The following is a 16,922-nucleotide window of genomic DNA, read 5'->3' as shown; positions in this document are numbered from 1 at the left end:
TGACGCAGGCGCGGCATGCGGCACCCGACAGTCAACGAGGAGGCAACGAAATGGCAATCCTGATTCGCGGCGGCACCGTGGTCGATGCGGACCGCACCTATCGCGCGGACGTGCTCTGCGCGGACCCGCAGGACGGCGGCACGATCCTGCAGATTGCGGAGAAGATCGACGCGCCGGCCGGCGCAACCGTCGTCGACGCGCACGACCAGTACGTGATGCCGGGCGGCATCGATCCGCATACGCACATGGAACTGCCGTTCATGGGCACGAGGGCGAGCGACGATTTCTACACGGGCACGGCCGCCGGGCTGTCGGGCGGCACGACGAGCATCATCGACTTCGTGATCCCGAGCCCGAAGCAGCCGCTGATGGAGGCGTTCCAGGAATGGCGCGGCTGGGCCGAGAAAGCCGCTTCCGACTACGGCTTCCACGTGGCCGTGACGTGGTGGGACGAGAGCGTGCACCGCGACATGGGCACGCTCGTGCGCGAGCACGGCGTATCGAGCTTCAAGCACTTCATGGCGTACAAGAACGCGATCATGGCCGACGACGAGGTGCTCGTGAACAGCTTCACGCGTTCGCTCGAGCTCGGCGCGCTGCCGACCGTGCACGCGGAGAACGGCGAGCTCGTGTTCCAGTTGCAAAAGGCGCTGCTCGCGCGCGGGATGACGGGGCCGGAGGCGCATCCGCTGTCGCGGCCGCCGGAGGTCGAGGGCGAGGCCGCGAACCGCGCGATCCGCATCGCGCAGGTGCTCGGCGTGCCGGTGTATATCGTGCACGTGTCGGCGAAGGACGCGGTCGACGTGATCACGCGTGCGCGCAGCGAAGGGCTGCGCGTGTTCGGCGAGGTGTTGCCGGGCCACCTGGTGATCGACGAAGCCGTCTATCGCGACCCGGACTGGACGCGGGCGGCCGCGCACGTGATGAGCCCGCCGTTCCGCTCGGCCGAGCATCGCGAGGCGCTGTGGCGCGGGCTGCAATCGGGGCAGCTGCACACGACGGCGACCGACCATTGCGTGTTCTGCGCGTCGCAGAAGGCGATGGGTCGCGACGATTTCACAAAGATTCCGAACGGTTGCGGCGGCGTCGAGGATCGCATGTCGGTGCTGTGGCACCACGGTGTGAATCACGGCCGCATCACGCCGAACGAGTTCGTGCGGATCACGTCGACGAACGCCGCGCAGATCTTCAACCTGTATCCGCGCAAGGGCGCCGTGCAGGTCGGCGCCGATGCCGATCTTGTCGTATGGGATCCGGCCGCGACGAAGACGATCTCGGTGAAGACCCATCACCAGCAGGTCGACTTCAACGTGTTCGAGGGGATGACGGTGCAGGGCGTCGCGACGCACACGCTCACGCGCGGTGCGCTCGCATGGGCCGACGGCGAGCTGCGCGCGGTGCGCGGCGCGGGCCGCTACCTGAAGCGCCCGCCTGCGGCCGGCTACTACGAGGCCGCCCGCATCGCGAACCGGCTGCGCGAGCCGCATCCGGTCGAACGCGCGGGCTGAGCCGCGGGCGTCATGCGGGGCGTGTCCGTTCGAGCGGCGAACGGCACGCCCCGCGCGTTTTTGCGTAATAAATAGAACAACTGATCAAATTGGAGAGGCGCGAAACAGGCAATGATCGCCGGTACTGGCGACCACGATTTTTTCGGCGTTGCAGGCGTGCATATCGAGCGAGTAACATCCACCAACCCCATGCAGGGGCCGCGGGCCCAGGGCCGCCCGCCGGACAGTTCAAATAGTGAGAAAGGAGCACAAGGTGGATATTCTGCGCAGTCTCCTCGGTATGCTGTTTCTGTTGCTGGTTGCCTATCTGCTGTCGAACAACCGCCGCGCGGTCAGCGGCCGGACCATGATCGCCGCGCTGCTCACGCAGTTCGCGATCGGCGCGCTGGTGCTGTTCGTGCCGTCGGGCCGCGCGGTGCTGGCCGCGGCGGCGAACGGCGTCAATCGCGTGCTCGACATGGGCAATCACGGTATCGCGTTCGTGTTCGGTGGGCTGGTCGACGCGCGCATGTTCCAGCTGTTCGGCGACGGCGGGTTCGTGTTCGGCCTGCGCGTGCTGCCGATGATCATCTTCGTCACCGCGCTGATCTCGGTGCTGTACTACATTGGCGTGATGAAGTGGATCGTCGCGATCCTCGGCGCGGGGCTCGCGAAAGTGCTCGGCGTGAGCCGCATCGAGGCATGTTCGGCCGTCGCGACGATCTTCCTCGGGCAGAGCGAGATGCCCGCGCTCGTGAAGCCGTTCGTGCGGAACATGACGAGCGCCGAGATCTTCACGGTGATGGCGAGCGGCATGGCGTCGGTCGCGGGCTCGGTGCTGGTCGGCTACGCCGGCCTCGGCGTGAAGATGGAATACCTGCTCGCCGCATCGTTCATGGCGGTGCCGGGCGGTCTGCTGTTCGGCAAGCTGCTGTTCCCGACCGTCGAGCCGAGCCGCGTGGTGGTCGACGGCCTCGATTTCGACGACAAGCGGGCCGCCAACGTGATCGAGGCGGCCGCGTCCGGCGCGTCGGTCGGCCTGCGGATCGCGATCAACGTCGGCGCGATGCTGATCGCGTTCGTCGGGCTCATCGCGCTGATGAACCTGATCGTCGGCGGCGTGGCCGCGTTAGCGGGCTTTCCGCAGATCACGCTGGTGGGGATCATCGGCCACCTGTTCGCGCCGCTGGCCTGGATCATCGGCGTGCCGTGGCACGATGCGACGCTCGCCGGCAACTTCATCGGCGAGAAACTGATCTTCAACGAATTCGTCGCGTACGGCGACCTGTCGCCGTACCTGAAGGGCGGCGAGCACGTCGCGGCGGCCGGCCTGCAGGTGCTCGACCCGAAGACGCTCGCGATCGTATCGTTCGCGCTGTGCGGCTTCGCGAACTTCTCGTCGATCGCGATTCTCGCGGGCGGCTTCAGCGCGGTGGCGCCCGAGCGGCGCTCGGACGTCGCGCGGCTCGGCTTGCGCGCGCTGACGGCGGCCACGCTGTCGAACCTGATGAGCGCGGCGATCGCCGGCCTGTTCTTTTCGCTGCATTGACGCGTGCAGTAGACTCCGACCGTTCGAAGAGAGGCAACGATGTTTCTACCGCAGGAATTCATTCGCAGGAAGCGCGACGGGCAACCGCTCGATCGCGACGGGATTGCCGCGTTCGTGCGCGGCGTGACCGACGGCAGCGTGACCGAGGGCCAGGTGGCGGCGTTCGCGATGGCCGTGTATTTCAACGACCTGAGTACCGACGAGCGCGTCGCGCTGACGCTCGCGCAGCGCGACTCGGGCGACGTGCTCGACTGGCGTGCGCTCGATCTCGGCGGGCCGGTGATCGACAAGCATTCGACCGGCGGCGTCGGCGACGTCGTGTCGCTGATGCTCGGGCCGATGGTGGCCGCCTGCGGCGGCTATGTGCCGATGATCTCGGGGCGCGGGCTCGGCCACACCGGCGGCACGCTCGACAAGCTCAGCGCGATTCCCGGCTACGACGTGATGCCCGCGACGGACGCGTTTCGCCGCACGGTGCGCGAGGTCGGCGTCGCGATCATCGGGCAGACCGCGCGGCTCGCGCCGGCCGACAAGCGCATCTATGCGATCCGCGACGTGACGGCGACCGTCGAGTCGGTCGCGATGATCACCGCGTCGATCCTGTCGAAGAAGCTGGCGGCGGGGCTCGACGGGCTCGTGATGGACGTCAAGGTCGGCTCCGGTGCGTTCATGCCGACGGCGGAGAAATCGGCGGAACTGGCGCGCAGCATTGTCGACGTCGGCAACGGCGCCGGCATGAAGACGACCGCGATCCTCACCGACATGAACCAGTCGCTCGCGCCGTGCGCGGGCAATGCACTCGAAGTCGCATGCGCGATCGACTACCTGACCGGCAAGTCGCGTCCGGCGCGCCTGCACGACGTGACGATGGCGCTGTCGGCAGAATTGCTCGTCACCGGCGGGCTGGCGCGCGATGTCGCCCACGCGCGCGCGAAGCTGCAGCAGGCGCTCGATTCGGGCGCGGCGGCCGAACGCTTCGCGAGAATGGTCGCGGCGCTCGGCGGCCCCGCGGACCTGATCGACGCACCCGCGCGGCATCTGGCGCGGGCGGCGGTGATCGTGCCGGTTCCGGCGCCTGCAACCGGCATGGTGCAGCGGGTCGATTGCCGTGCGCTTGGGCTGGCGGTCGTCGCGCTCGGCGGCGGCCGCACGCGCGCGGAGGATGCGATCGACGTCAGCGTCGGGCTGACGGCGCTGGCGGAGATCGGGCAGCGCGTCGAGGCCGGCGAGCCGCTCGGCTACGTGCACGCGCGCGACGACGCGTCGGCAGCGCATGCGGTGGACGCGGTCCGGCGCAGCTACGTGCTCGGCGAGACGGGCGACGTGCCGCCGACCCTTTACCAGCAGATCGGCTGACCGAATGCGGCTGCGGCGACGCAGCCCGGCACACTACCGGAGTGACCACCGCAATGGAACGAGACGAACTGATCGAACAGGCGAAGGCGGCGCGCGACCGCGCGTATGCGCCGTATTCGCGCTTCAAGGTCGGCGCGGCGCTGCAGGCGCGCGACGGAACGGTTTTCCACGGCTGCAACGTCGAGAACGCATCCTACGGACTGTGCAATTGTGCGGAACGCACGGCGATGTTCTCGGCGATCGCCGCCGGCTACCGTCCGGGCGACTTCGCGCGGCTCGCGGTCGTCGGCGACACGGACGGCCCGATCGCGCCGTGCGGCGCGTGCCGTCAGGTGATCATCGAGATCGGTTCGCCCGACATCGAAGTGATCCTGGCCAACCTGAAAGGGGCCGTCGAAGTCACGACGGCCCGTGCGTTGCTGCCGGGCGCGTTCAGCCTGTAGCGGCGCACGCCGCGGCGCGGCGCGCGTATCACGCGCCTTCGCGCGTTTCGCGGATCGGGATCACGGTGCGTGCGCCGCACTGGCGCAGCAGGTCGCGCAGTTCGTTGATGACCGGAAACACCTCGTGGTTCCAGTCGGCGCCCTGGCGATCGTGCGCTTCCTGTTCGCGCTCGACGATCCAGCGATCCTCGCGGAAGATGCGCTCGGTGAACCACACGAGCAGCGGCCACGCGAGATCGAGCACGAACGGAATGCCGGGCTTGTGGATCGACAGCAGTCCGAACGTGCGGTTGGTGCGCTGCTCGGCGTCGAGCGGCACGTAGACGATCCACAGGTCCATCACGAGCGTGCCTTCGCTCGACCGGATCTGCAGCGTCTGGTACGGGTAGCCGGTGCGTACCGTCATCACGCTCTTGTCGGCCTGGTCGGCCGGCTTCTTGCTCGCGCCGAACACGAGCGCTTCGCCGACCGGCTGCTTGCCTTCCATCCGCGCGAACGTGTAATCCACCTCGACCCAGTCGTCGCCGCGGCGTCGGCCGACCGAGCGCGCGCGCATCTGCCCCATCTGCTTGCGATGCAGGAACTGATGGTTCATGTCCATCAGGTTCTCGTGCATGAACGAGTAGTGGCACTTGACCTCGCGACCGAAGCGGCGCGTCTTGAACGCGCGATCGTCCGCCGATTCGAGCGCGGGAAACGGGCGTTCGTCGGCGAGCGTTGCGTCGCCCGGGAACACGAAGATCAGCCCGTGCGCCTCGCGGCACGGATACGCACGCACGCCGTTGGGCAAACGCTCGCGGCCGAGGTAGGGCACGTCGACGCAGCGGCCGCTGTCGCACGCGTAGGTCCAGCCGTGATAGCAGCAGCGCAGCGTTTCGCCGGTCACGACGCCCGCGTGCAACGGCACCTGGCGGTGCGCGCAACGATCTTCGAGCGCGTACACGGCGTCCGATTCGGTGCGCACGAGCACGATCGGCTCGCCGGCGAAATGCACGCCGAGCGTCTTGCCGCGCTTGAGCTCGCGCGACCACGCGAGCGGGTACCAGTGATCGGGATGAATGGGCACGCGGCGCAGGTCGCGCACGGCCGTGCCGGAGGACGGTTCTCCAACGGTGTTGCTGTCAGGCAAAGGTACTGCGAGCATGCGTGACGCCTCCTGGCTGGACTGGAATGCCGAGCGCCGCGGGAAGCGGCGGGAATCAGGAGAGTCTACGCGAAGTTGTCCGCTGCCGCGGACCCGATGCGGGTTTGCCCCGGCGCGGTGGCCGGGGTCTCGTTGATGCAGCGCAAACCGGGCCGCGGGCGGCGCGCGCCGGTCGTGCATGCCCGCGCGGCGGGGGTATCCCGTCACGCGTACGGCGCCCGCTCAGGAACGGGCTTCGTGCCACAGCACCGCGTCGGACCGGTACAGCGCCGGGAAGCGCTGCTTCAGCCCGGCGACCTTCGGCAAATCGTTGAACGCGATGTACGGCGCGTCGGGATGCAGTTCGAGGTAGTTCTGGTGATAGGCCTCGGCCGGATAGAACCCCTTGTAGGCCTCGACGCGCGTGACGACGGGCGCCGGATACACGTGCGCGGTGCCGAGCTGTGCGATGTACGCGGTCGCGACCGCGCGTTGCTGCGCGGTGGTCGGGAAGATCGCGGACCGGTACTGCGATCCTTCGTCGGGGCCCTGCCGGTTCAGCTCGGTCGGATCGTGCGCGACCGAGAAGAACACCTGCAGCAGGCGGCCGTACGTGATCTGCGTCGGATCGTAGACGATACGAACCGATTCCGCGTGCCCCGTCAGCCCCGAGCCGACGAGTGCATAGTGCGCGGTTTCGGACGCGCCGCCCGCATAGCCGGCCGTGACCTGCTTCACGCCCTTCACGTGCTCGAACACGCCCTGCACGCCCCAGAAGCAGCCGCCGGCGAGCACGGCCGTTTCTTCGTGCACCGTGCCGGGCGTTTCGTCGAGCGTCGGCGCGGGCACGGTGCGCATCGGCTCCGCGGAATTGACGATGCGCTGGTAGCCGAACACGGCAGCGGCCGCGATGGCGACGGCGCCGATGCGGCGCAACATGGCCGTGCGTCGGCGCGCTGCGGTATCGCGGGTGGGGATCGGGATCATCTCTTGCTCCTTCGGAAGGGGGCGGGGAACACGGCGGCCACGTTGCTGCAGCGCACGCGATCAACCGAAAGTGAATGCGTACGCATCGACACCGGGATCGAGAAACTCGATCGAGAACGTGCGGTCGGCGATCGCGCCCGGCTGCCGGACGAGCTGGTACAGGCGCTGGCCGGTGACGGTGCCGTAGCCCTGCGCGTCGACGTCGGCGCCGTGCGCGGCACCGGGCGCCGCGCCGTCGAGCGTCACGCGAAAGCGCACGGGACGGCCGTTCGCGCCCGGGCCGAGCACCAGGTGCAGGTCGCGCGCATGGAAGCGGTAGACGATCCGGCCGTCCGGCGCGGCGAGCGATGCACGTTCGGCGCCGACCTTCCAGGTGCCGGCGAGGCCCCAGTCATTGAGATCCGGCCGGGCCGGCGCGTCGTAGCGGTGTGCCGCATCGCGCACGGCGCCGCCCGGCGACGCGAAGCTCTCGGCGCGCGTATAGCCGACATAGGTTTCGGGAGAGCGGACGTCGGCGCTGTCGGCTGCCGCGAGCGCGCCCTTCGCGGGTGCGCCGGTGAGCCCGAGCGGCACGTTCAGCGCTTCCGGATGGCCGGCTTCGGCGAGCAGCGACTGGATCGCGCGTTCCGACTGCGCGTATTCGCCTTCGCCGAAGTGGTGATGGCGGATGCGCCCTTGCGCGTCGATGAAGTAGTGGGCGGGCCAGTACTCGTTGCCGAACGCGCGCCAGATCGAATAGCCGTTGTCGATCGCGACCGGATAGTCGATGCCGAGGTCGTGCACGGCCTTCTTCACGTTGCCGATGTCGCGCTCGAACGCGAACTCCGGCGCGTGCACGCCGATCACGACGAGCCCGTACGGCGCGTACTTGCGCGCCCACGCGGTCGTGTACGGCAGCGTGCGCAGGCAGTTGATGCACGAATAGGTCCAGAAGTCGACCAGCACGACCTTGCCGCGCAGGCCGGCCGCCGTCAGCGGCGGCGAGTTCAGCCACTGCACGGCGCCGTCGAGCGACGGCAGCGTGCCTTCGACGGGCAGTGCGGACGGCGCCGCGCCTGCCGCGCGCATCATCGCGCTGCCGGCCATCGCACCGCCGCCGGCCGGTGCGCTATCTGCGGCGGCCATCATCGCGCCGCCCGCCGTGTTGTCCGTGGCAGTGCCGGTCGCGGCCATCGCCGCCGGCGCGCCATTCGAGCGGCCGCCGAGACGGTCGACGAGCTTCGTCTCGAGCCCGCCCGTCGTGACGGTCGACAGCTGCGCGAGCGCACCCGTATCGAGGCCTAGCGCGATCGCGCCGACACCGGCGAGCAGCGCCGCGCCGATCCCGCGCCGGATCCATTCGCCGGCGCCGAGCGAGCGTTTCATCGCGGCGAACACCTTGCCGCCGATCACGAGCGCGACGCCGAGCGACGTCGCCGCGCCGGCCGCATACGCGACGAGCAGCAGCGTCGTGCCGACGCTCGCGCCGCGCAGCGCGGCGCCGGTCAGCACGAGCCCGAGGATCGGGCCCGCGCACGGCGCCCACAGCAGGCCGGTCGCGACGCCGAGCAGCAGCGACGACAAGGGGCCGGCCGGGCGGCCGTCGCGTTGCGCGAGCCCGGTGAGCCGGTTGCCGGCGGCGACGAGCGGACGCGTCAGGTGCTCCGCGAGGCGCGGCATCAGCAGTGTCAGCCCGAACACCGCGAGCAGCACGATGGCGATCCAGCGGCCGGCCTGGTTGGCCTGCGCGACCCAGCCGCCGCCGACGGCGGCAAGCGTCGCGACGACGGCGAACGTGAGCGCCATGCCGGCGAGCAGCGGCAGGCCGGTGCGCACGAACGGCTGGTCGGCGCGCGCGAACACGAACGGCAGCACGGGCAGGATGCACGGGCTCAGGATCGTGAGCACGCCGCCGAGATAGGCAAGGACGATGAGCAGCATGGTGCGTTCTCCAGTCGGTCGGGAGTGGGGCCGGATCAGGCGGCGGCCGGGTGGAAGGTGAGCGCGAGGCCGTTCATGCAGTAGCGCAGGCCGGTCGGCTGCGGGCCGTCGTCGAACACGTGGCCGAGATGGCCGCCGCAGCGGCGGCAGTGCACTTCGGTGCGGACCATGCCGAACGTGGTGTCGGTGTCGGTGCCGACCGCGTGGTCGAGCGGCTTCCAGAAGCTCGGCCAGCCCGTATGGCTGTCGAACTTGGTGGCCGACGAGAACAGCGGGAGGGCGCAGCCGGCGCATGCGAACGTGCCGGTGCGGTGCTCGTCGTTCAGCGGGCTGCTGTAGGGCCGCTCGGTGCCGGCTTCGCGCAGGATCGTGTATTGGGCGGGCGTGAGCCGGCGATGCCATTCGGCGTCGCTGAGCGTGAGTTCGAAAGATGCGGCCGGTGCGCCGGCCGGCGGCGCGGCGAACGCGCGGCCGACCAGCGCGCGGCGGCCGACGGACGACAGGGCCGCGAGCGCGGCGAGGCCGGTGGCGCCGGCGAACAACAGATGTCTGCGGGTGGGCATGGCGGGCTCCTGGAAGCAGGTCCTGAAAACATGCGCCTATCGTAGACAGCGGCCGGTGTCGAAGTCCTCACGGAAAGTTAAACGAATCGTGAAGGTTGGGGTGTTTTGTCGGGAGGCGCTGGAATTCGTCCGGGCGTCAACCGGCAAGGGCCTTTGGGCGGGGGAGCGGCCGATGTTTGTCGAGCTCCCGTTCGCGCGGAGAGGGTTGGTGTTCGTCGAGTAGTGCGGCAAGTTGCCTACGCGGGGCTACATCGCGAAATTGCTGAAGTTGTCGCGCAATAAGGCGTCTCTGCTCGGGAAGGCCACTGAAGTGCGGCCCGGCGATCTTTTGTCGCCTGAGAATGTCCAGTCCGCTTTGCGAGGCAAGCATGAGGCTGATATCGCGGAGGACAGTGTACGTATTTCCTTTGTTGCAGCCAGAGCGTGCTACAGCGGTAAACTGTATGGAAATCGAAGGGGCCACGTGTTGTGTCGCACAATACATTCCGGTATCATTCGCGCCCCCCACAAGCTGCGCATACTGATTTCGCGCGAGGCGCCCCCGCCTCGACTATCTGTGCGTATCACGATTCCGTTCGCATTCCGGCAGGCAACCCATCTGGCGTTATGCTCGCGACGATCGTCGGCTCATCTGTCGAGGAGCATGTATTGGCAATTCCTGATCGGAACGATTCCACACCCCCTGAAATCACAACCACGGCAAAAGCCCACCGCCGTGTGTCAAAGGGAAAGGCCCAGGCCCTGACACCGACGGACATCGCGTCACTGGCGCGCCAGAATGAGGAGCGCCAGCACCAGATGCGCGCGTTGATCGCGCTCGGTCGCGAGCGCGGCTATCTCACCCACGCGGACATCAACGATCACCTGCCCGACAACTTTACGCAAACGGCGGCGATGGACACCATCGTCAGCACGTTCAGCGACATGGGCGTGGCCGTATACGAACAAGCGCCGGATGCCGAAGCGCTCCTGTTAGCCGACGCTGCGCCGGCCGTGGCATCCGACGATCAGGCGGACGAGGAGGCGGAAGCCGCGTTATCGACCGTCGATTCCGAATTCGGCCGCACCACGGATCCGGTTCGGATGTACATGCGCGAGATGGGAGCCAGCGAACTGCTGACCCGCGCCGGTGAGATCGAGGTCGCGAAACGGATCGAAGATGGTCTACAGGACATGATTCAAGCGATTGCCGCGTGTCCGTCGATCGTGTCTACGATTCTTGCCGATGTCGACCGCATTGTTGCAGGCGAACTCCGCATCGACGAACTGGTCGATGGCATCAGTGTTGACGCCGACGAAAGCGAAATGACGCCGGAGTCCGAAGAAGAGGAGGTGGGAGTACTCGCCGCCGACGATGATTCGGACGAAGACGACGTCGAAACGGACTCCGGGGATTCGGAGAAGGCGAACGCGGCCCGCCTCGAAGAACTCACAAACGACAGTCTTGTGGTGTTCGCACGCGTGCGTGCACTGTTCGAGCAGTTGCCGGATGTACCCGTCACTGGCGATGCCCGTTCCGCAGCCGCTGCGCAAGTGCGCACGGCGATCCAGCGTGAACTCGCGCCGATCCGCTTTACTGCCAAGACCATCGACCGCCTGTGCGCCATTGTGCATGGGCAAGTGACTGAGGTTCGCGCGATCGAGCGCAGCATCCTCGCGATTGCTGTCGACCGCTGCGGCATGCCGCGCGATGCGTTTGTCGAGTCGTTCCCGGGCCACGAGACCGACCTCGAATGGACTATCCGCGCGGCGACGACCTCGCAGCAGTTTGGTGCGGCGCTCGAGCGGCATCAGCCGGCGATTCAGGCGGCGCAGCAGAAACTCGTCGACATCGAGTCCCGGGTCACGTTGCCGCTCCAGCAGCTCAAGCAGATCAACCGCCAGATGAGTGCCGCGGAACTGAAAATGCGGCAGGCCAAGCGCGAAATGATCGAGGCGAACCTTCGTCTTGTCATTTCAATCGCCAAGAAATACGTGAACCGCGGCATGCAGTTCCTGGATTTGATCCAGGAGGGCAATATCGGCCTGATGAAGGCCGTGGACAAATTCGAATACCGGCGCGGCTGGAAGTTCTCGACCTACGCGACCTGGTGGGTCCGGCAGGCTGTCACGCGTGCGCTCGCCGATCAGGCGCGGACCATTCGCGTGCCGGTCCACATGATCGAGACGATCAACAAGCTGAACCGGATATCGCGCGAAATCTTGCAACAGACGGGGCAGGAAGCGCATCCCGCAGTGCTGGCAAAGCGTATGGAGATGTCCGAGGAGAAAGTGCTCGGTATCCTCAAGATCGCCAGGCAACCCGTCTCGCTCGAAACTCCGGTGGGTGACGATGCCGATGCAACGCTCGGCGACATGATCGAGGATGTCTCGGCGAGTTCACCGGCTGAGGCGGCGATTCACGCGAACATGCGCGCGGCGATCGACGAGGCACTCGCCGGGTTGTCGCCGCGCGAGGCCAAGGTTCTGCGGATGCGATTCGGGCTCGACACAAGCTCCGATCACACGCTTGAAGAGGTCGGCAAGCAGTTCGACGTGACTCGCGAGCGGATCCGTCAGATTGAGAGCAAGGCGATGCGCAAGCTGATGCATCCCAGCCGTGCAGACAAGCTCAGGCCTTTTCTCGAGCGCTGAGGCAACCACAAGAGAGTAGAACGCGTGTATCGCGAACTACGCCTTTCGTTGCGCCACAGGCGACCTCGTCGAAACAAGTCTGCCCGGCGCCGCCAGCCGAAGCAGTCGGTAAGCGCAATCAACGAAATCTGGAGTATGGATTTCGTCGCTGACGCGCTGTTTGATGGTCGACGCTTGCGCACGCTCACGATCGTGGACAACTACACGCGGGAATGCTTGGCGATTGAAGTCGACGGCTCGCTGCGTGGCGAGCACGTTGTCGCCGCGCTGACTGGGCTTGCGCATCATCGTCCGCTTCCACGCTATATCAAGGCAGACAATGGCAGCGAGTTCATTTCGAAGGCGCTCGGCAAATGGGCGTACGAGAACGGCGTGGAGATTGACCTCTCGCGCCCTGGCAAGCCGCCCGACAACGCGAAGAGCGAATCCCTCAACGGACGTTTCCGGGAGGAATACCTCAACGCAATTTGGTTCTTGTCGCTTGAGGACGCCAGACGCAAAATCGAAGTCTGGCGCGAGTACTATAACGAGGCGTGCCCTCACTCTGCGCTGCAGTGGATGACACCGGCGGAATTCGCCCGCCAGTGCACCGATCGGGCCGATTCGGCCCGCCCCGAAGAGCCGGAATTTTCCAACTAAGACCGGGACGGAAATTGGGCTAGCCTCAACCGGACGCCGCGGGCGGTGTTTGCCCGGTTCCGGCGCTTCGTCCTCGTCATCATCCACGTCCGGATCGGTACGAAAGGACTGCAGCGCGCCAACGCCGATCGGGACCGTGACGACTGAAGCGGCGCGGCGCGAGAACAGGCCTACTTCCTCGTCGGGCGATTGAGCACCGTCACCGCTTGAGCAAAGCTTTGGTAGTCTGGATGGACGGTCGAGGGGCGCACCGACTCGGAGAACTGCCGCTGCTCAGGCGACAGAGACGCGCGTGGTTGAAGCGCGATCGACTTTGCTTCGTCGGACAGGGCATTAAAAATCGCGTCGCTGGTATTCGCCCAATTTTTGACCAATCGATCGAACGTTGCAATCGGAAGCTCGGGAGACATGCCGTGTGCGAACTGTCTGCTCCTGAAGATCGCTTGACCGACCGCTGTCGCGAGATGGCTGAAGCGCAGCGATTCGGCGACACACCAAACGATGACGCTTCGAGCCTCGTCGCCGTTGGCCGCCTTGGTCGCGTCAGTCGGCTTAGTTGAGTTGCCGAGCAGGCGCCCGAGAGCACCGTCGAGTGTGAGCTGCTGACTCTCCAGCGTGCTGGTGTAGCGACCCATGCCGTGTCCTCCGATCAGGTTGACGTATAGATTGCGCATGCTCAAGTGGAGCAAGAGGCTCTGTTGTTGCGTATCCTGCGGAAATAACGTGATCGCGAACTGCTCGTCGCTGTCACGACAGACGCGATAAAAGGTATTGTCAAACCGGATCAGATTCGTGTCTTCCGTGACTTTGTTGCGAATGGCACTGATCTGGGATGCCCAGTTCGGGCCGACCTGCAAGGTGAAGTTCATCGTTAGCACCTCCGAGAGACTGCTGGCGCCCGCTAAGCCAACTTGTCGGACGCGATCGGCATCAAACAAGTGATGCCTTTGGCTAGACCGAATCGCCACACCTGATGGGTGTGGCTAACGCAAGTATGGTATGACGAAATCTCGCGGGGCGCGCCGCTCTACGCCATTCGTATACCGGAGCTGAACGGTCCGGTGGACCCACAGCGGAGCACATTGCGGGAGTCTACGGTCGAGGAGGCGCGGGCGCACACGCGCCGTCTGTCATGCATGGGGCACAGTACGCGCCAGTCTCGCTCAGCCGTACTTCTCCGACATCAGGACCTTCGTCGGTATTGCCGTTCTGGATGTCACCCGGCTGGCCGCACTTCATTAGACCACTACATGCTGATACGGCGGTGTAGTCGGGACAGCACGCAAGTAACGCGACAACGTTAGAGGAGCATCAAACCACCGATTGCTCAGGCGATCAGAAAGTGATGGCGAGACAGGTGAGACCGTGGTCAAGGAAATCTGTGTAGACCAACGTGCCGTTGAGCACGCTATTTTGCTGAGACCTTGACCAGCATATCCCATCAGGGACAGCCGGCTTGTGCCGGAATTAAAGTCCGGATGCACGGCGGCAATCCCAACCTTCGAACCGTCGCAAATGAAAGCTTGGCAAACCGGGGGCGTCCATGCATGGTCTACGGCATGCGGGAGATCTGCTTTGCATTTTCTTCCTCCTGCTGCCTCGTACATTCGATGGACTGTCCGGATGAGCTTTGTACGACCGTTCCCCGTGCCAGCGGCGATACGGGATCCTTTCCGAGCAGCAATCGATTCAGTCGCTCTGCGGCACTCAGATACACGCGCGTCGGTATCGATGCAAGTTGACCGTCATGTAGCAGCAACAGCCTTGCGAGCGGGGCCAGGTCGATCCGCTCGATCCGCCAGATACCCGACCTGCAGGCTCGCCGTACCGCCGCATCGAGCACGGATTCCGCATCGATGAACACGTCGACAGGGGCCGGGCTGCTTTCCGACTCATTGATCAGATAGCAGAGATACAGCACGCTGCTCATGCGGTTCAACGCGTCCTTGTTACCTTCTTCAACGCAGCACGCTTCGAGCGCCAGGTGATTGACCAGAGACGCGTGATTCACGTATCTCGCCGGCAATGGCAAGTAATTCAGTCTCGACGGAGCGAGGCGTTCGTTTCCAGGTCCGGCTCGGGGCTTTGTCTGCTTTCTCATGATGCGATGTCGTCCTCGTGCCGCCGTCGACCGGTTTCAGCACGACACGCGGCATTTCCGATCTCGTTCCCCGCATCGTCGTACCAGAATGTGCCGCACCACGTCAGCCGATGCTGTGAGGCGAGTGGCCCCAGCTTCCTGCCGAGCAAGGCTTCGGCGCATCGGCTGCAGTCCGCCACTTTCTCAGGATCGGTCTCGTTCATTCTTCGGCGTCCTTGTGTTCTCCCGTCGCACGAACGACGCGCGCAACAGCTGTTCGTACGCGTCAACACACGTCACCGTATCGTCGAGATAACCCGGGCTAATTCGACGTCCATGGCCTCCCGGATCGCATCGCGCGCTGCTGTCACCAGATGCCCTCGGCTGTATGCGTCGCTAGTAAATTCGACCTTTAGTAAGGTCATCAATGGTCATGTGCCGCACTCTGGAAATAGAGGTGCACAATCGATTGTGCATCGAATTGTATTGATGTCGGGAAGTTCGTTGTAGTTAGTATTTTCCCTGCGCAGATCCCTGCGGGGCTCTCACCACGCAAGGCATGTTGTTAACTGAGGCTCAGTCGCCGGATGGCAATCTACACGTTCAGGCAACCGAAGAAGAATCGGAGCTTGGGCGAGCGACTGATTTCGGTCGCTCAGGAAGTGCAGCGCTTCGGCTACCGGTGGATGTCGGCCTGGCTGGCGCCAGTTCTACGACGAGCGCCGACCCGATGGCGCACATCGCTATCAGCCGCGCCACCGTTCGTCGAGCCTGGCCAGCTACCGATAATATCGACGCGAGACGCACTTCCTGATTGGTCACACCATTCCGCCTCAGGTCAGCGCAATGACGCGCGGTGCTGTTGAGCCAGGAATTTCACGAACCCGCACGGCGCCAGTTTCCATGAGTTGGACTGCAGCGCGGTTGTTGGCCCCTGGCAATGAACTTCCCTGCCTTTTTTAACGGCCTCTTCCAACAACATCTTCGCCATCGGGAAACTCCTAATGCCCGACCCGATCAGATGTTGCCTACACTCCATGCACAATCGATGGTGCAGCGGAGTTGAAGCGCTGGACCGAACCCGCTGCACCAACTATTCCAACGCACGCTGAAGGAGACGAGATGTCCAAACGTTCAGTCGTACTCAAGTCCACGGCCCTTGCCGCGCTTGCGGCATCCGCGCTTGCATTCGGGGCAGGCACGCCCACCATCATCACGGTGGTCAAGCTTTCCGGCATACCGTGGTTCAACCGGATGGAGCAGGGCGTCAGGAAGTACGGCGCCGATACCGGCGCCAAGACCTCGCAGGTCGGGCCCGCGCAAGGCGACGCACAGCTGCAGGTTCAGATGATCAACGACATGATCGCCAAGAAGCCGAATGCGCTGGCGGTCGTGCCGCTGTCGCCGGAGGCGGTCGAGCCGGTGCTGAAGAAGGCCCAGGCGGCCGGCATCACGGTCGTCACGCATGAGGCATCGGACATCCAGAACGCGACGTACGATATCGAGGCATTCCAGAACGCCGCCTACGGTGCACATCTGATGGACCAGCTCGCCCGATGCATGCACGAGGAGGGGCAGTATGCGGTCTTCGTCGGAACGCTGACATCCAAGTCGCACAACGAATGGATCGACGCGGCCGTTGCACGGCAGAAGGACAAGTACCCGAAGATGCAGATGGTCGGTACGCGCAACGAAAGTTACGACGATAGCCAGAAGTCGCACGACAAGGCGCTCGAGCTGCTGCGCGCGTACCCGAAGATCAAGGGTTTCCAGGGCAGTTCGTCGATGGATGTGCCGGGTATCGGGCGCGCGGTCGAGGAGCGCGGGATGCAGAGCCGCGTGTGCGTGGTTGGGACCGGGCTGCCGTCGCAGAACGCGCAGTACCTGAATAGCGGTGCGGTCAAGCTGATTTCCTTCTGGGATCCGGCCGATGCGGGTTACGTGATGAACAAGGTCGCGCAGACGGTGCTCGCCGGCGGCAAGGTGAAGGACGGTGACAACCTCGGCGTGCCCGGCTACGAGCATGTGAAGGTGGTCGGCCGTGTGATCTACGGGCAGGCGTGGGTCGATGTCACGAAGGACAACGCCGCCAAATATCCATTCTGATTCCGGCTCGCGAATTCATTCCGACAGGGCGCGAG

Annotated in this window: 14 protein-coding genes and 2 pseudogenes; 8 read left to right on the top strand and 8 right to left on the bottom strand. The window is 65.4% G+C overall.

Going from position 1 to position 16,922, the window contains the following annotated elements; all coding sequences use genetic code 11:
* The first annotated feature begins 50 nt into the window (after nucleotides 1-50).
* From hydA to AC5LXK_RS36855, 4 genes are all read left to right on the top strand, one after another.
* Entirely contained in the window at nucleotides 51-1,508 is a 1,458-nt protein-coding gene (gene hydA / locus AC5LXK_RS36870) for a dihydropyrimidinase (RefSeq protein WP_493394552.1), read from the top strand.
* Nucleotides 1,509-1,761: 253 nt separating this feature from the next.
* On the top strand, nucleotides 1,762-3,036 hold the full coding sequence (locus AC5LXK_RS36865) for a NupC/NupG family nucleoside CNT transporter (RefSeq protein WP_493394551.1): 1,275 nt from the start codon (nucleotides 1,762-1,764) through the stop codon (nucleotides 3,034-3,036).
* Nucleotides 3,037-3,075: 39 nt separating this feature from the next.
* Entirely contained in the window at nucleotides 3,076-4,392 is a 1,317-nt protein-coding gene (gene deoA / locus AC5LXK_RS36860) for a thymidine phosphorylase (protein ID WP_493394550.1), read from the top strand.
* 53 nt (nucleotides 4,393-4,445) lie between these two features.
* Nucleotides 4,446-4,835 (top strand): cytidine deaminase, encoded by a 390-nt coding sequence (locus AC5LXK_RS36855; protein WP_493394549.1) that lies wholly within the window; start codon nucleotides 4,446-4,448, stop codon nucleotides 4,833-4,835.
* 28 nt (nucleotides 4,836-4,863) lie between these two features.
* Here the strand turns inward: AC5LXK_RS36855 and AC5LXK_RS36850 are convergent, their stop codons facing one another.
* From AC5LXK_RS36850 to msrB, 4 genes are all read right to left on the bottom strand, one after another.
* Nucleotides 4,864-5,979 carry a Rieske 2Fe-2S domain-containing protein gene (locus AC5LXK_RS36850; protein WP_493394548.1) on the bottom strand — a complete coding sequence of 372 codons (1,116 nt, stop codon included), beginning with the start codon at nucleotides 5,977-5,979 and terminating at the stop codon, nucleotides 4,864-4,866.
* Between the two features lie 222 nt (nucleotides 5,980-6,201).
* Entirely contained in the window at nucleotides 6,202-6,945 is a 744-nt protein-coding gene (msrA, locus tag AC5LXK_RS36845; protein WP_493394547.1) for a peptide-methionine (S)-S-oxide reductase MsrA, read from the bottom strand.
* Between the two features lie 60 nt (nucleotides 6,946-7,005).
* Nucleotides 7,006-8,865 (bottom strand): cytochrome c biogenesis protein DipZ, encoded by a 1,860-nt coding sequence (locus tag AC5LXK_RS36840; protein WP_493394546.1) that lies wholly within the window; start codon nucleotides 8,863-8,865, stop codon nucleotides 7,006-7,008.
* A gap of 35 nt (nucleotides 8,866-8,900) precedes the next feature.
* Nucleotides 8,901-9,428, bottom strand: a complete 528-nt coding sequence (msrB, locus tag AC5LXK_RS36835) for a peptide-methionine (R)-S-oxide reductase MsrB (protein ID WP_493394545.1) — start codon at nucleotides 9,426-9,428, stop codon at nucleotides 8,901-8,903.
* A gap of 606 nt (nucleotides 9,429-10,034) precedes the next feature.
* On the opposite strand from msrB, the gene rpoD reads away from it, so the two are divergent.
* The gene (gene rpoD, locus AC5LXK_RS36830) at nucleotides 10,035-12,062 is read left to right on the top strand and encodes an RNA polymerase sigma factor RpoD (protein WP_493394544.1); all 2,028 of its coding nucleotides are present in this window, start codon (nucleotides 10,035-10,037) and stop codon (nucleotides 12,060-12,062) included.
* Between the two features lie 3 nt (nucleotides 12,063-12,065).
* Nucleotides 12,066-12,701 (top strand): annotated as a pseudogene (locus AC5LXK_RS36825) (IS3 family transposase); the annotation flags it as partial.
* A 170-nt stretch (nucleotides 12,702-12,871) separates the two neighbouring features.
* Here the strand turns inward: AC5LXK_RS36825 and AC5LXK_RS36820 are convergent.
* The 3 genes from AC5LXK_RS36820 to AC5LXK_RS36810 all read right to left on the bottom strand — a co-directional run bounded on the left by AC5LXK_RS36820 (nucleotide 12,872) and on the right by AC5LXK_RS36810 (nucleotide 15,005).
* Nucleotides 12,872-13,570, bottom strand: a complete 699-nt coding sequence (locus tag AC5LXK_RS36820; RefSeq protein ID WP_493394543.1) for a ribosome-inactivating family protein — start codon at nucleotides 13,568-13,570, stop codon at nucleotides 12,872-12,874.
* A gap of 683 nt (nucleotides 13,571-14,253) precedes the next feature.
* Nucleotides 14,254-14,712 (bottom strand): hypothetical protein, encoded by a 459-nt coding sequence (locus AC5LXK_RS36815; protein WP_493394542.1) that lies wholly within the window; start codon nucleotides 14,710-14,712, stop codon nucleotides 14,254-14,256.
* A gap of 86 nt (nucleotides 14,713-14,798) precedes the next feature.
* On the bottom strand, nucleotides 14,799-15,005 hold the full coding sequence (locus AC5LXK_RS36810; RefSeq protein ID WP_493394541.1) for a hypothetical protein: 207 nt from the start codon (nucleotides 15,003-15,005) through the stop codon (nucleotides 14,799-14,801).
* 315 nt (nucleotides 15,006-15,320) lie between these two features.
* On the opposite strand from AC5LXK_RS36810, the pseudogene AC5LXK_RS36805 reads away from it, so the two are divergent.
* A pseudogene (locus tag AC5LXK_RS36805) lies at nucleotides 15,321-15,518 on the top strand (IS3-like element ISBcen23 family transposase); the annotation flags it as partial.
* 101 nt (nucleotides 15,519-15,619) lie between these two features.
* Here AC5LXK_RS36805 and AC5LXK_RS36800 read toward each other — a convergent pair.
* A complete protein-coding gene (locus AC5LXK_RS36800) occupies nucleotides 15,620-15,772 on the bottom strand; it encodes a hypothetical protein (protein WP_493394540.1) in 153 nt (50 codons plus the stop codon).
* A 131-nt stretch (nucleotides 15,773-15,903) separates the two neighbouring features.
* Here AC5LXK_RS36800 and AC5LXK_RS36795 point away from each other — a divergent pair, with 131 nt between their 5' ends.
* On the top strand, nucleotides 15,904-16,887 hold the full coding sequence (locus tag AC5LXK_RS36795; protein WP_493394539.1) for an autoinducer 2 ABC transporter substrate-binding protein: 984 nt from the start codon (nucleotides 15,904-15,906) through the stop codon (nucleotides 16,885-16,887).
* Nucleotides 16,888-16,922 lie beyond the last annotated feature (35 nt).

It is taken from the genome of Burkholderia pulmonis (assembly GCF_984667975.1).
The sequence above is the reverse complement of the archived record's forward strand: the minus strand, read 5'-3'. Positions and strand labels throughout refer to the sequence as shown.

Excerpts from the sequence above, each read along its gene's own strand:
- hydA (WP_493394552.1), top strand. The coding sequence starts at position 51 with ATGGCAATCCTGATTCGCGGCGGCACCGTGGTCGATGCGGACCGCACC.
- deoA (WP_493394550.1), top strand. The coding sequence starts at position 3,076 with ATGTTTCTACCGCAGGAATTCATTCGCAGGAAGCGCGACGGGCAACCG.
- AC5LXK_RS36855 (WP_493394549.1), top strand. The coding sequence starts at position 4,446 with ATGGAACGAGACGAACTGATCGAACAGGCGAAGGCGGCGCGCGACCGC.
- AC5LXK_RS36850 (WP_493394548.1), bottom strand. The coding sequence starts at position 5,979 with ATGCTCGCAGTACCTTTGCCTGACAGCAACACCGTTGGAGAACCGTCC.
- msrA (WP_493394547.1), bottom strand. The coding sequence starts at position 6,945 with ATGATCCCGATCCCCACCCGCGATACCGCAGCGCGCCGACGCACGGCC.
- AC5LXK_RS36840 (WP_493394546.1), bottom strand. The coding sequence starts at position 8,865 with ATGCTGCTCATCGTCCTTGCCTATCTCGGCGGCGTGCTCACGATCCTG.
- msrB (WP_493394545.1), bottom strand. The coding sequence starts at position 9,428 with ATGCCCACCCGCAGACATCTGTTGTTCGCCGGCGCCACCGGCCTCGCC.
- rpoD (WP_493394544.1), top strand. The coding sequence starts at position 10,035 with ATGCTCGCGACGATCGTCGGCTCATCTGTCGAGGAGCATGTATTGGCA.
- AC5LXK_RS36820 (WP_493394543.1), bottom strand. The coding sequence starts at position 13,570 with ATGAACTTCACCTTGCAGGTCGGCCCGAACTGGGCATCCCAGATCAGT.
- AC5LXK_RS36810 (WP_493394541.1), bottom strand. The coding sequence starts at position 15,005 with ATGAACGAGACCGATCCTGAGAAAGTGGCGGACTGCAGCCGATGCGCC.
- AC5LXK_RS36800 (WP_493394540.1), bottom strand. The coding sequence starts at position 15,772 with ATGGCGAAGATGTTGTTGGAAGAGGCCGTTAAAAAAGGCAGGGAAGTT.
- AC5LXK_RS36795 (WP_493394539.1), top strand. The coding sequence starts at position 15,904 with ATGTCCAAACGTTCAGTCGTACTCAAGTCCACGGCCCTTGCCGCGCTT.